Genomic DNA, 13,718 nt, shown 5'->3' on the forward strand with positions numbered 1-13,718 from the left:
GCCGAACATGGCCGAGCAGCGCATCAGGAAAGTCGTCATCGCGGGCGGTGGTACCGCGGGCTGGCTGGCCGCCGCCGCCTTGTCGCGACAATTGGGGCAGCTGCTCGACATCACGCTGGTCGAATCCGAAGAGATCGGCACCATCGGCGTCGGCGAAGCGACGATACCGACGATGCGCGCCTTCCATACGATCCTGGGCCTCGACGAACGCGAGTTCATGCGTGCGACGCAAGCGACCTTCAAGCTCGGCATTTCGTTCGAGAACTGGGCACGCGACGGTGATCGCTACATCCATTCGTTCGGCGACATCGGCAAATCGACCTGGATGGGCGACTTCCACCATTTCTGGCTCGCCGCAAAAGCCGACGGGGATTCGAGCGAGATCGGCGACTATTGCCTGGAACTCCAGGCGGCCAAGGCGGAACGGTTCGCGCTCCCCTCCGAGGGACAGATCAACTACGCCTATCACCTCGACGCTGGCCTGTACGCCCGCTTCCTGCGCGCGCGCAGCGAGGCGAACGGACTGAAACGGATCGAGGGGCGGATCGCCAGCGTCGAACGGGACGGCCAGACTGGCTTCATCCGCGCGCTCGTCCTTGACTCGGGCGAGCGCGTCGAGGGCGACCTGTTCATTGACTGCACCGGCTTTCGCGGGTTGCTGATCGAGGGCACCTACGCCGCCGGATACGAGGACTGGTCGCACTGGCTGTCAACCAACAGCGCGCTGGCGGTGCAGACGCCCGCGACGGGCCCGGCGCACCCATACACGCGCGCGATCGCACATGACGCGGGCTGGCGCTGGCGTATCCCGTTGCAGCACCGCGTCGGTAACGGGCTGGTCTATGCGAGCGATTATCTGTCGGACGACGAGGCCCATGCCCGGTTGCTCGCCACGATCGACGGCGCGCCGCTTACCGAGCCGCGGCTGATCCGGTTCCGTACCGGTCGCCGGCGACAGGTATGGATGGGGAACTGCGTCGCGCTCAGCCTTGCCAGCGGGTTCGTCGAGCCGCTCGAATCAACCAGCATCCATTTGATCATGACAGGCATTACGCGGCTGATGCAGACCTTCCCGTTCGGCGGAATCGCACCCGCGCTGGTCAAGCGGTACAATGATCAGGCGCAGGCCGAGCTCGAGCGCGTCCGAGACTTCATCATCCTCCACTATCACCTCAACGAACGTACCGAGCCCTTCTGGGCAGCGCGCCGGGACATGCCGATCCCCGACACGCTCGTGGAGCGCATCGCGCTCTTCACCGAGGGCGCGCAGGCATATCAGGGCGGCGATGACCTGTTCCGCGTCGCCAGCTGGGTGCAGGTGATGCTCGGCCAGCGCCTGACCCCGCGCGATCACCACCGCTTGGGCAGTATCATGGGCGGCCCGCAGCTGGCCGGCGTCTTGACCAATATTCGCAGCACGATCGCAGACGCCGTCGCAGGCATGCCGACGCACCAGCAGTTCCTGGATCGCTACCTTGCAGCCCCGGTCACCGCCTCGCATGGGATGCGTTAGGTCGCGTCGAACGCCACGATGATGCATTCGGCAAGCGGACGATGACGCTACGGCAGTGTTCGATCGCATAGCGATGCTATTGCCATATAGCCTGTTGGCACTCTCTCGATTACCGGATCGTACAAGTCCGTCGGTAAATCGCCCGACAATTGCAGCCCCCCGGTGCTGACTGTACGACGTGGCCTACGCGCGTACCGACGAGGAACTCCATCACAATGAAACTCGCCGACCTGGCCGCACTCGCGGGCGTTTCGACCGCAACCGTGTCGCGCGCGCTTGCCGGGCATTCCTCCGTGAACGAGCAGACGCGCGAGCGGATACGCTTGCTGGCGCGCGAGCATGACGTGCGGCCCAACCAGCTTGCGCGCAACCTGCGGATGAAGAGCACCGGCGCGATCGGACTGGTCCTGCCGCTGGGGCACGCGAAGACGCAGCATCTGACCGACCCGTTCTTCCTGTCGCTGCTCGGATTTCTCGCCGACCTGCTGGTCGAGCGCGGCTATGACATCCTCTTGTCGCGGGTGATTCCGGATGCCGAGGACTGGCTCGAACGGCTGGTCGACAGCGGACGCATCGATGGCTTGCTGCTGGTCGGCCAGTCGGACCAGTTCGCGGCGATCGAGCGGGTTTCGCAGCGCTATCGGCCGTTGATCGTGTGGGGCGCGAACCGTCCCGGCCAGCATCACCTGACGATCGGTTCGGACAATGTCGCGGGCGGGCGGCTGGCTGCGAACCATCTGATCGCGCAAGGCCGGCAGCGGCTGTTGTTCGTCGGCGACCCTGCCCCGCCCGAGTTTGCCGACCGCTTTGCCGGGTTCGCTGCTGCGGCCGACGAGGCCGGTATCGCCTACTCGGTGCTGGCAACCGCTATGAGCCCCGAAACGGTTCATGCCGCGGTGGCGGCGCATCTCGCGGGCGGCACCGTTCCCGACGCGATCTTCGCCGCATCGGACGTTGCGGCGATGAGCGTGCTGCGCGCGCTGGCCGAAGCGGGGATCGACGTTCCCACCACGACCGCGGTGATCGGCTATGACGACGTCTCTCTGGCGGCACATACCTCCCCATCGTTGACGACTATCCGCCAAGATCTTGCGATCGGGGCGAAATTGATGGTCGACCGCCTGTTGAAGCGGGTCGCCGGCGAGCCAGCCGAGTCCGCGATCGTTGCCCCTGCGCTGATAAAGAGACAGTCCGCCTGATTTCTGCAATCGATTGTGAAAACATGTTGCAATCGATTGCAGCGACGGTAGGAGGCGACCTTGGGCTTCTCAGAAAGCCGTCGCGCAGGGAGAGTCGCATGAAAGTACGTCACGCATTGCTGGCTGGCATCGCCGCCGCATCGTTCGCCACCGCAGGCGCCGCACAGACCGCACCGCAGGCCGATCCGGCCACCACGCCGGTCGACACCTCCGCTGCTCCCGCTGCCGACATCCCGCAGGACGACATCGTCGTGACCGCGGTCGCGCGCGGCACGAACAAGCTCAACACGTCGATCACGACCAGCTCGATCAGCTCGGATGCGCTGATCCAGCTCGCGCCGCGCACCTCGGGTGAACTGCTCCGCAACCTCCCCGGCATCCGGGTCGAGGCATCGGGCGGCGACGGCAACGCGAACATCTCGGTTCGCGGCCTGCCGGTCGCATCGGGCGGCTCGAAGTTCCTCCAGTTGCAGGAAGACGGCCTGCCGATCCTCGAATTCGGCGACATCACGTTCGGCAATGCCGACATCTTCCTGCGCGCCGATTTCAACGTCCGGACGGTCGAGTCGGTCCGCGGCGGTTCGGCCTCGACCTTTGCGTCGAACTCGCCCGGCGGCGTGATCAACTTCATCTCGAAGACCGGCGAGCAGGAAGGCGGCGCGTTCCAGCTCAGCAGCGGGCTCGACTACCGCGAGTTCCGCGTCGATTTCGACCAGGGCGGCAAGCTGTCCGACACGCTGACCTATCATTTCGGGGGATTCTACCGGATCGGTGACGGCCAGCGCGAAGTCGGCTTCGATGGCGTCAAGGGCGGCCAGTTCAAGGCGAACATCACCAAGTCGTTCGGCGACGGCGGCTATGTCCGCCTGTACGGCAAGTATCTCGACGACCGCGCGATCGGCTATTTGCCGAACCCGGTACAGGTGAGCGGTACGAACAGCGACCCGACCTACAGCAACATCGCTAATTTCTCGATCAACAACGGCACGCTGCACAGTGCCGATATCCGCACCGTGCAGACGCTCGACGGCAACAACCAGCTCGTCACGCGCTCGATCCGCGACGGCCAGCACCCCGTCGTCTATTTGGCGGGCCTGGAGACGCAGATCCCGGTCGCGGACGGCTGGAACATCGTCGAGCGGTTCCGCTATTCGGATATCTCGGGCGGCTTCACCTCGCCGTTCCCCTCGGCCGTCGGTTCGGCGCAGTCGATCGCCAACGGCATCGGTGGCGCCGGCGCGCAGCTGTTCTACGCGAGCGGACCGCAGAACGGTCAACGGATCGCCAACCCCGCGTCGCTCAACGGCAATGGCCTGCTGGCGAACGTCGTACTGTTTGACGTCGACCTGAAGAGCCTCAACAACATCACCAACGACATCCGCCTCAACGGCTCGGTGCCGGTGGGTTCGGGAACGCTGGCGATCACCGGCGGCTTCTACGCCTCGCGCCAGGACATCAAGAGCGACTGGCTGTGGAACTCGTTCGTCCAGACCGTCGCCGATGACGGCCGCTCGGAGCTGGTCGACGTGCGCACCGCGGCGGGCGTTCCTGTCACGCAGAACGGCACGCCGGGGTATTCGGCATTCGGCTTCGGCAATTGCTGCCGCCGGTCGTACGATCTCGACTACACGACCTATGCACCGTTCGCGCAGCTCGGTCTGGAGATCGGCCGCTTCAACATCGACGGCTCGCTGCGCTACGATTTCGGTCGGGCACGCGGTAGCGTCGCGGGTTCGGATCTGGGTGCAGGCTTCGGCAGCGGCCTCACGACGTTCGACATCAACGGTAATGGCGTGATCTCGGCGCCCGAGCGTCAGGTCGCGATCATCCCGACGCGCCGCTCGCCACTCAACTACAACTATGATTACCTGTCCTACTCGGGTGGCGCGAACTATCGCCTGACCGACAGCACCGCGCTGTTCGCCCGCTACAGCCGCGGCGGTCGCGCCAACGCCGATCGCCTGTTGTTCGGCCCCTCGATCAACACGACCACGGGCGGCCTGACCGACGAAGGCGCGGCGGTCGATTTCGTCCGCCAGCTCGAAGGTGGGTTCAAGTTCCGCCAGAACGGTCTCTCGCTCTATGCCACCGGCTTCTGGGCACGCACCGAAGAGCAGAATTTCGAGGCGACGACGCAGCGTTTCTTCAACCGCGAATATGAGGCGAAGGGCGTCGAGCTCGAGGGCCGGATCGCACGCGGGCCGTTCTCGCTGTCGGCAGGCGGCACCTACACCGATGCGGAGATCACCAAGGACGTTCTCAACCCCGCAGTCGAGGGCAACCGCCCACGTCGCCAGGCCAAGTTCATCTTCCAGGCGACCCCGCAGGTCGATGTCGGTCGTCTGACCGTCGGCGCGAACGTGATCGGCACCACCGACAGCTACGCACAGGACAATAACGGGCTGAAGATGCCCGGCTATACGCAGGTTAACGCGTTCGTGTCGGTGCACCCGACCGAGAACGTCACGCTGTCGATCAACGGCAACAATCTGTTCGACGTGAAGGGCATCACCGAAGCGGAGGAAGGCGCGATCCCGACCAACGGCATCGTCCGGGCGCGCTCGATCACCGGCCGGACAATCTCCGCCGCGGTCCGCGTCGGCTTCTGATCGGGCGGGTGAGCGTGACTATGACCTCCACCGAGCGCCGTCTTGAAGCGCTCGCCCCCCTCCTCAAACGCCAGCTCGAACGCCTGTACGGCACCGATCGGCTGGCGACGCTCTGGCCGCGGATGGGGACGATCCTCCGCGACCGGGCGGCCGAACGACCATCGGCGATGGTCGCGCTCGACGAAGCGCGACTGGCCGATCCCGACTGGTTCGTCGCGCCCGACATGCTCGGCTATTCGACCTATGTCGATCGGTTCGCCGGCACCGTCGGCGGGCTGATCGACCGGGTCGACCACCTCGAATCGCTCGGCGTCCGCTACCTCCATTTGCTCGCGCTGCTGAAGGCACGCGAGGGCGACAGCGATGGCGGGTTCGCGGTCGCGGACTATCTCGCGATCGAGCCGCGGCTGGGGAAGATGGCTGATGTCGAGCGGCTTGCCGCACGGCTGCGCGACGGGCAAATAAGCCTGTGCGTAGATCTCGCGCTTAATCACACTGCCGACGATCATGCTTGGGCGAAGGCGGCACTGGCCGGCGATCCGCACTATCGCGCCTTTTATCACGTGCTGAGCGAAGACGAAGCGCAGGCGTACGAAGCCGATCTGCCGCAGGTATTTCCGACGACCGCACCGGGCAACTTCACGGAAGTGCCGGCAATGGGGGGACAGGTCTGGACAACCTTCTATCCATTCCAGTGGGACCTCAACTGGTCCAACCCCGAGGTGATGCTCGCGATCGTCGACACGATGCTGCGGCTGGCGAACCACGGCTTCGAGGCGTTCCGGCTCGACTCGATCGCGTTCCTGTGGAAGCAGATCGGCACCGATTGCCGCAACCGTCCGGAGGCGCACTTCATCGTCCGGGCACTCCGAGCGGCGCTCGACATCGTCGCGCCGGCAACGTTGCTGAAAGCCGAGGCGATCGTGCCCACCGCGCTGGTGCCGCCGTATTTCGGGGCGGACGAGGGCGCGGACTGGAATGGCGGGTTCGAGCCCGAATGCCATCTCGTGTACAACAATTCGCTGATGGTCGCAGGCTGGGTCGCGCTCGCCGAACAATCCGCCACCCTGCCCCACGAGATCGTCGAGGCGAGCGGTGGCCTGCCGCGTGGCGCCAACTGGCTCAGTTACGCGCGGTGCCACGACGATATCGGCTGGGGCGCAGTGATCGGCGACCTCGCTGGGATCGACCCCGATCCGGTCGCGCGGCTCAAGGTAGCGGCGCGCTTCCTCGAAGGCGGTGACGGCAGCTGGGCACGCGGTGCGCCGTTCCAGTCGGACGGGTCGGTGCTGCATGGCTCGAACGGGACGATGGCGTCGCTGGCCGGCCTTGAAGCGGCCAAGGACGAAGACGCGCGCGAAATGGCGTTCCGGCGGATCGCGCTGCTCAACGCGCTGTCTATCGCGAGTGGTGGTCTGGCGACGACCTATATGGGCGACGAGGCGGGGCTGCTCAACGACACCAGCTATCTCAGCGATCCCGAGCGCGCGCACGAAGGCCGCTGGCTGCACCGGCCGGAGATGGATTGGACGGTGCTCGATGGCGCGGCCGCACCGCGGATCAGCGGCGACCTGGAAGCACTGCGCACGGCACGTATTGCGAGCGGTGGCGCGGGTTCGCCGACGACGATCGCGACGGGTTCCCCTGCACTGCTCGGGATCGGTTGCGGGAGCGACCGGGTGCTCCTGAACTTTTCTGGCGCTCCCGTGCGAGTAGATGGCTTGGCGGGCTGGCAGGATCGCCTGTCCGAACAGCCTTGCGGTCACACGCTCGCCGTCGAACCCTGGGGCGTTATCTGGGCAGGCCCCGCAACGTGAACCGCCACTTTCTCAATCCTCCCCCGCAAGGGGGAGGTGTTTGGCCCTTGCCAGACGGAGGGGGAAGCATGCGAAACGCTGGTTCCGTGTCCTCCCCCTCCGTCACCTTCGGCGCCACCTCCCCCTGGCGGGGGAGGATCGATCGGTTCGCACCAGATTATTGCGTACAAGGGGCATAGCAATGAACCTCGGCCTCATGACCAAGCCCCGCCTCTCGCTGATGCGTCTCATCGAGATGAACCTCGGCTTCCTCGGGCTGCAATTCTCGTTCGGTCTGCAACAGGCCAACATGGCGCCGATCTACGGCTATCTCGGCGCGGACGAGGCGAGCCTGCCGCTGCTATGGCTCGCCGGGCCGATGACTGGCCTGCTGATCCAGCCGCTGATCGGCGCGATGAGCGACCGGACCTCGACCCGGATCGGCCGCCGCACCCCCTATTTCCTGGTCGGCGCAATTCTTTGCAGCCTGTGCCTGCTCGCGATGCCGTACAGCCCGACCCTGTGGGTGGCGGCCAGCCTGTTGTGGGTGCTCGACGCGGCCAACAACGTGACGATGGAGCCGTATCGCGCCTATGTCGGCGATCGCCTGCCCGACGATCAACGCGCGGCCGGCTTCCTGACGCAATCGGCCTTTACCGGCCTCGCGCAGACGCTGTCGTATCTGGCGCCGTCGCTGCTGGTGTGGATCGGCTTCAACAAAGACGCCGTGGATGGCAACGGTATCCCCGACATCACGCGGATCGCCTTCCTGATCGGCGCGGTGCTGTCGCTCGCGACGATCGTTTGGTCGGTCGTCCGCGTGCCTGAACTGCCCCTGCCCGCGGAAGAGAAGGCCCGGCTGGCGAAGGAACCGCTGACGCTCGGCGGCACGCTCCGCGATCTCAAGACCGCACTGGTCGAGATGCCCAAGCCAATGCGACAGCTCGCGCTGGCGATGCTGTGCCAATGGTACGCGATGTTCGCCTACTGGCAGTTCATCACCTTCGCGGTCGCACGCTCGCTGCATGGTACGTCGGACGCCAAGAGCGAAGCGTTTCGCGATACCGTACTCACCGTCGGCCAGCTCGGCGCGTTCTACAACGCCGTCGCCTTCGCCGCGGCGATCGCGCTGGTCCCGCTCGCCCGCCGCTGGGGCGCCAAGAGTGCGCACGCCGCCTGCCTGCTCGCGTCAGGCATCGCGATGCTGGCGATCCCCGGCCTGCGCACCGAGCCCGCGCTGTTCGTCGCGATGCTCGGCATCGGCATCGGCTGGGCGAGCATGATGGGCAATCCGTACATCATGCTGATCGACATGATCCCCCCCGAGCGCAACGGCGTCTACATGGGCATCTTCAACATGTTCATCGTCATCCCGATGATCATCGAGAGCCTCACCGTCCCGCTGTTCTACCACTCCGTCATGGGCGGCGAACCGCGCAACATCCTGTACCTCGGCGGCGCACTGATGGTGCTCGGCGCGGTGGCCACCACGCGCGTAACCATGAGCGCATCGGTGTCGCCCTCTGAGACCTCCGCCTAGGCCAGGGTCCGAGGCGGCTAAGTATCCGGCCAGTGACATGCTTTGCGGTTTGGCAAAAACTGTGCCGCCCATAGTTCGCGGCAGGCCGGTAACTAAACCTTGGTCATCGCATCTGCATGAAGAGAGCGAGCGCGTTGCGGGCGCTGTCGGCGAAATAGTCGTATATCGCGCGTGAGACTTCGGCGATAACCGGCTGGCGGTCGCGCCCCCCTCGCGCGAACACCACGATTGCGACGCGGCGGCCGTCCGGCATGGTGATGAACCCGACGTCATTGGTGATACCGTCGAGCGTACCGGTCTTGTCCTCCACCCTGGTACCCGCGGGAAGCAGGGCGCGGATACGGCGCGTGCCCGTCTGGCAGCGGCTCATCAATTCGAGCAGGAATTGACGACTTTGCGCTGCCAGGACGGTGCCGTTGTCGAGCTTGTTCAACAACGTGACCATGGCGATCGGCGTGGCGACATCCTTGCTGTCGGCAAGGTGGCCACGCTCCCTCAGCAACTGGGCGATGGTCCGATCCATTCGGATGCCGGTAATCCTGTGCGACGAGAGCCACTGCTGGATCGCGACGGGGCCCCCGAGAGCGGCAAGCAACTGGTCGGTCGCCTCGTTGTCGCTATGAACGATCATCAATTCCATGACCTTCGCGGCGGGACGACCGACGATCATATCGCTGAGCGTACGGCGACCTTGATCGACATCGGCAAGGTAGGCGGCGGCAATCGCGATCTTGACCGTGCTCGCCATCGGAAACGGCGTGTCCCCCCTGACGGACGCGGTCGAGCCATCGCGAAGGTCCAGGGCAGCGATGCCGTAGTCACCGGAGCGTTCCGCGACCAGCAAACTCAACACGCGTTCGAGCCCGGTAGGCGCAATCGAGTCTGCAGTCGCCGGTGTCGCAACGAGGAGGCTAGCGGCGATGCTCGAGAGAAACAAGCAGGAAAGCCGAGGTGCGCGCATCAGTCGTCCTTGAATGTCGTCCGTCGTCGAAGTGGAGATGCTAGACCGAAAAACATGAACGCATCATGTTGCATGCCGCTGAGGAACGAACAACGGCGAATGGCATGCGAAGGGTAGCGAAGCCAGCCATGTCCGGTATCTGGCTCTTCCGCCCGTCGCTTTTGACATGGCAGCGGCCGCCGCGACTAGGTCCCATGCGGTCAATGATGCCAACGCCTGCGCGTAAGCGTCGAAGTCGAAAGATTCAAAAGTTACCGGCCCCGGAGAAAACGATGCCGGCTGAGCGCACCTCATAGACGCGCAAAAAGATCGCCGATGGACGCGACGAAATGCGTGCTCATGGCCGCGATCGCCGCTTTCGGGTCACGGTCGGCGATCGCGCGCGCTAGGTTATGATGGTGCACCAACACGGCGGTACGCTGCCGTGCGGTGGTTCGCGTTGCCCAGGCGGCAGGCACCGCGTGGACCATCATCGGAGCGAACGAGCGGACGATCTGCAGGAACAGCATATTGCGCCCCGCCTGCGCGATCGCCTGGTGGAACGCGATGTCGTGGCGGGTCAGCGCGTCGACATCGGTACCGGCCGCTTCCATCGCTTCGGCTAAGCCAACGATCGTCCGTGCCTCGTCGTCGGTGCGCTCGATCGCGGCGAGTTCGGCGGTGCGCAGTTCCAACGTGCGGCGCACGTCCCAGATCTGCACCATCGAGATCTGCGCCGTCGCCACCGCGTGATCCAGCGACGTCGCCATCACCGATCCGTCGATCGCGGCAACGCGTGCACGCCGGCCATTGCCCACGTCGATCAGCCGCAACGCCGCCAGCGCGCCGAACGCTTCGCGCAGCACCGGCCGGCTGACACCCAGCTCGGTCGCGAAATGCCCCTCGGATGGCAGCGTATCGCCGACCTTCATGTCGTTGGTGCGGATATGCGTGCGGACCGCGTGAACCGCCTGGTCGACGAGCGAGCCGCCCTCGATCAGTCGCAGGCTCGCTGCTCTCATGCCGCGAGCCGCGGTGCGCGCAGCGAGGACGGGGTCGCGCCGAACTGCCGCGAGAAGGCACGCGTGAAACTCGCGTTGTTGAGATAGCCGCACTGGTACCCGATCGACGATACCGGCAGGTCGGTCGCGATCAGCAGCTGACGGGCCGCCCCCAGCCGCCGGTCGAGAAGCGCGTCGGCGACCGTGCAGGCGAACATGTCGCGGAAGCCGCGCGTCAGCTTCGCCCGGTTCAGTCCACAGGCGCGCGCGATCGAATCGAGCGTCATCTTCTCGCCCCAGCGCTCGTCGATCATCCGCTTCGCCGCGACGATCCGCTGGCTGTCGCGAGCGGACAATTGCCCGGCCCCCGCGAGAGGGACAAGGTCGTCCTCGACGATCCGCTGGAACGTGCTGGACAGGAGCTCGATGCATTTTGCCGAACGATGCGTGCTGCGCCAGGGTTCGGGCAGCGTGCAATCGAGGATCGCCGCGACCATCATCCGCAACTCGCTCGGCAGATGGCACGCGATGCTCGCGTCGGGCGCGTAATCGAAGACCCGCAGGCAGGCGCCACGTTCGACCGCGAGGACGAGGATCGCGCGCCCCTCCGAGGGAACCGTGCCGGTGGTGACGGTGACCTGCGCCGGCGCGTCCTCGCCGAGCGTGAAGCAAAGGACCACCGCGTCGGCGGAAACAGCCGTCGGGTCGACCAGGCCCTCGCCGATGAATGCCGCCATCTCGGGCGACACCGTGACCCGTTCCTTCTGCATGCTATCCTCGCCCAACACCGATCTCCTGTTCCCGATTGCCGGGATTGGGTCGATCATGCAGCTATCGGATAGCTCACGCAAGAGCTATCTTACAGGTCAGGCCGTTGCCGATACCGGTGCGCGCCGCATCGCAATCGTGAAGGCGACGACGGAGATCGCACTGGTCACCACGCCGACGATCGCGAGACCCTGCGCGAGATGCGCCTCGCCGCCCAGCACGCCGCTCGCCGCCGCGACGAGCGTCGGTGCGAGGCCGTAGCCGATCAGCCCGGCGATCGCGATGAACGCGCCGATGCACAACCCGCGCAGTTCGTTGGGAATGAGCACTGTCAACGCCACCGAGGTCACTACGCCCGTCACTGCGCCGCACGTCACGAGCAGGCCGACGGCGACCCCGAACAGCGGAACCGAGGGCATGATCGGGAACAACGCTGCGGGCACACCGACGGCGGCGGCAACTATCGCACCGATCAGCAAGCCACCGCGCCGCCCGCTCTTCTGTCCCCGGTCGGCGGACAGCCCACCGACGATCGCACCCACGACGCCCGAGCCAAAGAGCAGCGTGCCCATCCAGCCGGCGAACTGGTCGGGCTGCAGGTGGAAATTGCGCGACAGGACCGGCGAGACCCAGATCCCGGCGGCGGCATCGGCCATCACCACGCTGATCTGGCCGATGAACAACGGGATCAGGAACACGCGTCTTGCCCAGAGCTCGCCAGCGACGGCCTTGAACGGCGCATGCGTGCCCGCCGCAACCTCCTGGCGCGCCGGCTCGCGCAACAGGAACAGCGGCAGAATGGCAATCACGCTGATGACCGCGAGGCCCAGATGGACGCTGCGCCACGGCATCATGCCTGAAAACCACGCCGGCGCGTCGCCATGCGCGAACAGGCCGAACAGCGCGCCCGACAAGCCCAAGGCGAGCGCGACGCCGAGCGACTTGCCGAGGTTGACGATCAGCATTGCCCTGCCCCGCTGCGTTGGGACGCAGAAGTCTGCGCACAGCGACAGCGCCGCAGTCAAGGCGCCGGTCGTGCCGATCCCAGTCAGCATGCGCGCCACAAACAACACCGGTACGCCCTGCGCGAACGCGGTTAGCACCGTGCCGAGCGTCCACACTAGCGCGAGCGCGATCATCATCCGCACGCGGTTGTAGCGATCGACCAGGATACCGATCGGGATCGAGAAGACGGCGAGCGGCAGTGCCGCCGACAGTCCCTGGATCAAACTCAACGTATAGTCGCTGAGGTGGAGTTCGGCCTTCGCGCCCTCCTGCACCGTTCCGAACGAGCCCATCATCGTGAAGCCGACCGCCATCGCCAGCGCGAGCGCGAGCAACGGCAACAGCGTTCTTGCGAACGGCGGTGAGGTGGCCTCGATCGGTCGGGCGAAATCGGTCATGCAGGGTCCTTATGCAAGCGCACGGCACAGTGCCTCGTGGCTGTCGCGGCGCGCCTGTTGCGAGACCGGACCGTCGGCGAAGACATCGAAGGCGTGATAGCCGCCGGGGTAGACGTGAAGCTCGACCGGCACGCCCGCGCGGATCAGCCGTGTCGCGTAGTCGATGTCCTCGTCGACGAAGAGATCGAGCGCACCGGTCGCGATATAGGCACGCGGCAGGTTGCTGAGGTCGGTCGCGCGGGCTGGGGCCGCGTAGGGCGAGACGTCGTCGCCACCGGGGGCGTGGCCGAGAAGCGAGGTCCAGCCGAAGCGGTTGCTCTGTGCGGTCCAGATAAACTCGCCGGCGTACGGATGCGGCGGTGCGGTGCAGGTACGGTCGTCGAGCATCGGGTAGATCAGGTGCTGGAACGCGAGCGCATACTCCCCACGGTCGCGCACCATCAGCGCCAGCGCCGCCGCGTAACCGCCGCCTGCGCTCTGCCCCAGCACACCGAGCCGGGTCGGATCGATGCCGAGCCGGTCGGCATTCGCGATCGTCCAGGCGAGCCCGGCATAGCAATCCTCGATCGGACCCGGGAAATTCGTCTCGGGCGCGAGGCGATACTCGACCGACACCATCATACATTGCAGGTCCGCGATCAGCGGACGGACCAAAGGATCATAATCGCTGACCTTGCCCATCACATAACCGCCGCCGTGGATGTGATAGATACAGGGCAGGACGCCAGTGACGCCCACCGGACGGAAGACGTGCAGGTCGATATCCGGGGCTCCGGCAGGCCCTGGAACCGTATGGATCTCCAGCGTCGCCAGCGACTCGTCGGCCGGCGGCAACATCGACGGCCGGTCGCGCATCGCCGGCAGGATGTCGTCTGTGAGCGATATCCGCGGCATGATTTCCAGCAGCGGGCGGAGCGTAGGGTCGACGAGGTGCAGGCTGTCCATATCA

General features: G+C 65.7%; 10 protein-coding genes. 5 read left to right on the forward strand and 5 right to left on the reverse strand.

Going from position 1 to position 13,718, the window contains the following annotated elements:
• Positions 1 to 7: 7 nt before the first annotated feature.
• The 5 genes from ASE82_RS04060 to ASE82_RS04080 all read left to right on the forward strand — a co-directional run bounded on the left by ASE82_RS04060 (position 8) and on the right by ASE82_RS04080 (position 8,657).
• A complete protein-coding gene (locus ASE82_RS04060; protein WP_056059155.1) occupies positions 8 to 1,513 on the forward strand; it encodes a tryptophan halogenase family protein in 1,506 nt (501 codons plus the stop codon).
• Between the two features lie 215 nt (positions 1,514 to 1,728).
• Positions 1,729 to 2,712 (forward strand): LacI family DNA-binding transcriptional regulator, encoded by a 984-nt coding sequence (locus tag ASE82_RS04065; RefSeq protein WP_056059161.1) that lies wholly within the window; start codon positions 1,729 to 1,731, stop codon positions 2,710 to 2,712.
• A gap of 98 nt (positions 2,713 to 2,810) precedes the next feature.
• Positions 2,811 to 5,321, forward strand: coding sequence for a TonB-dependent receptor domain-containing protein (locus ASE82_RS04070; RefSeq protein WP_056059164.1), 2,511 nt, complete (start codon positions 2,811 to 2,813; stop codon positions 5,319 to 5,321).
• A 20-nt stretch (positions 5,322 to 5,341) separates the two neighbouring features.
• Positions 5,342 to 7,138, forward strand: a complete 1,797-nt coding sequence (locus ASE82_RS04075) for an alpha-amylase family glycosyl hydrolase (protein ID WP_056059167.1) — start codon at positions 5,342 to 5,344, stop codon at positions 7,136 to 7,138.
• Positions 7,139 to 7,319: 181 nt separating this feature from the next.
• Positions 7,320 to 8,657, forward strand: a complete 1,338-nt coding sequence (locus tag ASE82_RS04080; RefSeq protein WP_056059170.1) for an MFS transporter — start codon at positions 7,320 to 7,322, stop codon at positions 8,655 to 8,657.
• 103 nt (positions 8,658 to 8,760) lie between these two features.
• Here the strand turns inward: ASE82_RS04080 and ASE82_RS04085 are convergent, their stop codons facing one another.
• The 5 genes from ASE82_RS04085 to ASE82_RS04105 form a co-directional block, all read right to left on the reverse strand.
• Positions 8,761 to 9,594, reverse strand: a complete 834-nt coding sequence (locus ASE82_RS04085; protein WP_235524528.1) for a serine hydrolase — start codon at positions 9,592 to 9,594, stop codon at positions 8,761 to 8,763.
• 314 nt (positions 9,595 to 9,908) lie between these two features.
• A complete protein-coding gene (locus ASE82_RS04090) occupies positions 9,909 to 10,619 on the reverse strand; it encodes a FadR/GntR family transcriptional regulator (protein ID WP_056059174.1) in 711 nt (236 codons plus the stop codon).
• Positions 10,616 to 11,368, reverse strand: coding sequence for a helix-turn-helix transcriptional regulator (locus ASE82_RS04095; RefSeq protein WP_056059653.1), 753 nt, complete (start codon positions 11,366 to 11,368; stop codon positions 10,616 to 10,618). The genes ASE82_RS04090 and ASE82_RS04095 overlap by 4 nt, the downstream gene beginning before the upstream one ends.
• A 96-nt stretch (positions 11,369 to 11,464) precedes the next feature.
• Positions 11,465 to 12,769 carry an MFS transporter gene (locus ASE82_RS04100; protein WP_235524530.1) on the reverse strand — a complete coding sequence of 435 codons (1,305 nt, stop codon included), beginning with the start codon at positions 12,767 to 12,769 and terminating at the stop codon, positions 11,465 to 11,467.
• Between the two features lie 9 nt (positions 12,770 to 12,778).
• A complete protein-coding gene (locus ASE82_RS04105; RefSeq protein ID WP_056059177.1) occupies positions 12,779 to 13,714 on the reverse strand; it encodes an alpha/beta hydrolase in 936 nt (311 codons plus the stop codon).
• Positions 13,715 to 13,718 lie beyond the last annotated feature (4 nt).

Origin of the sequence: Sphingomonas sp. Leaf230, assembly GCF_001421745.1 — a bacterium.
Lineage (GTDB): Bacteria > Pseudomonadota > Alphaproteobacteria > Sphingomonadales > Sphingomonadaceae > Sphingomonas.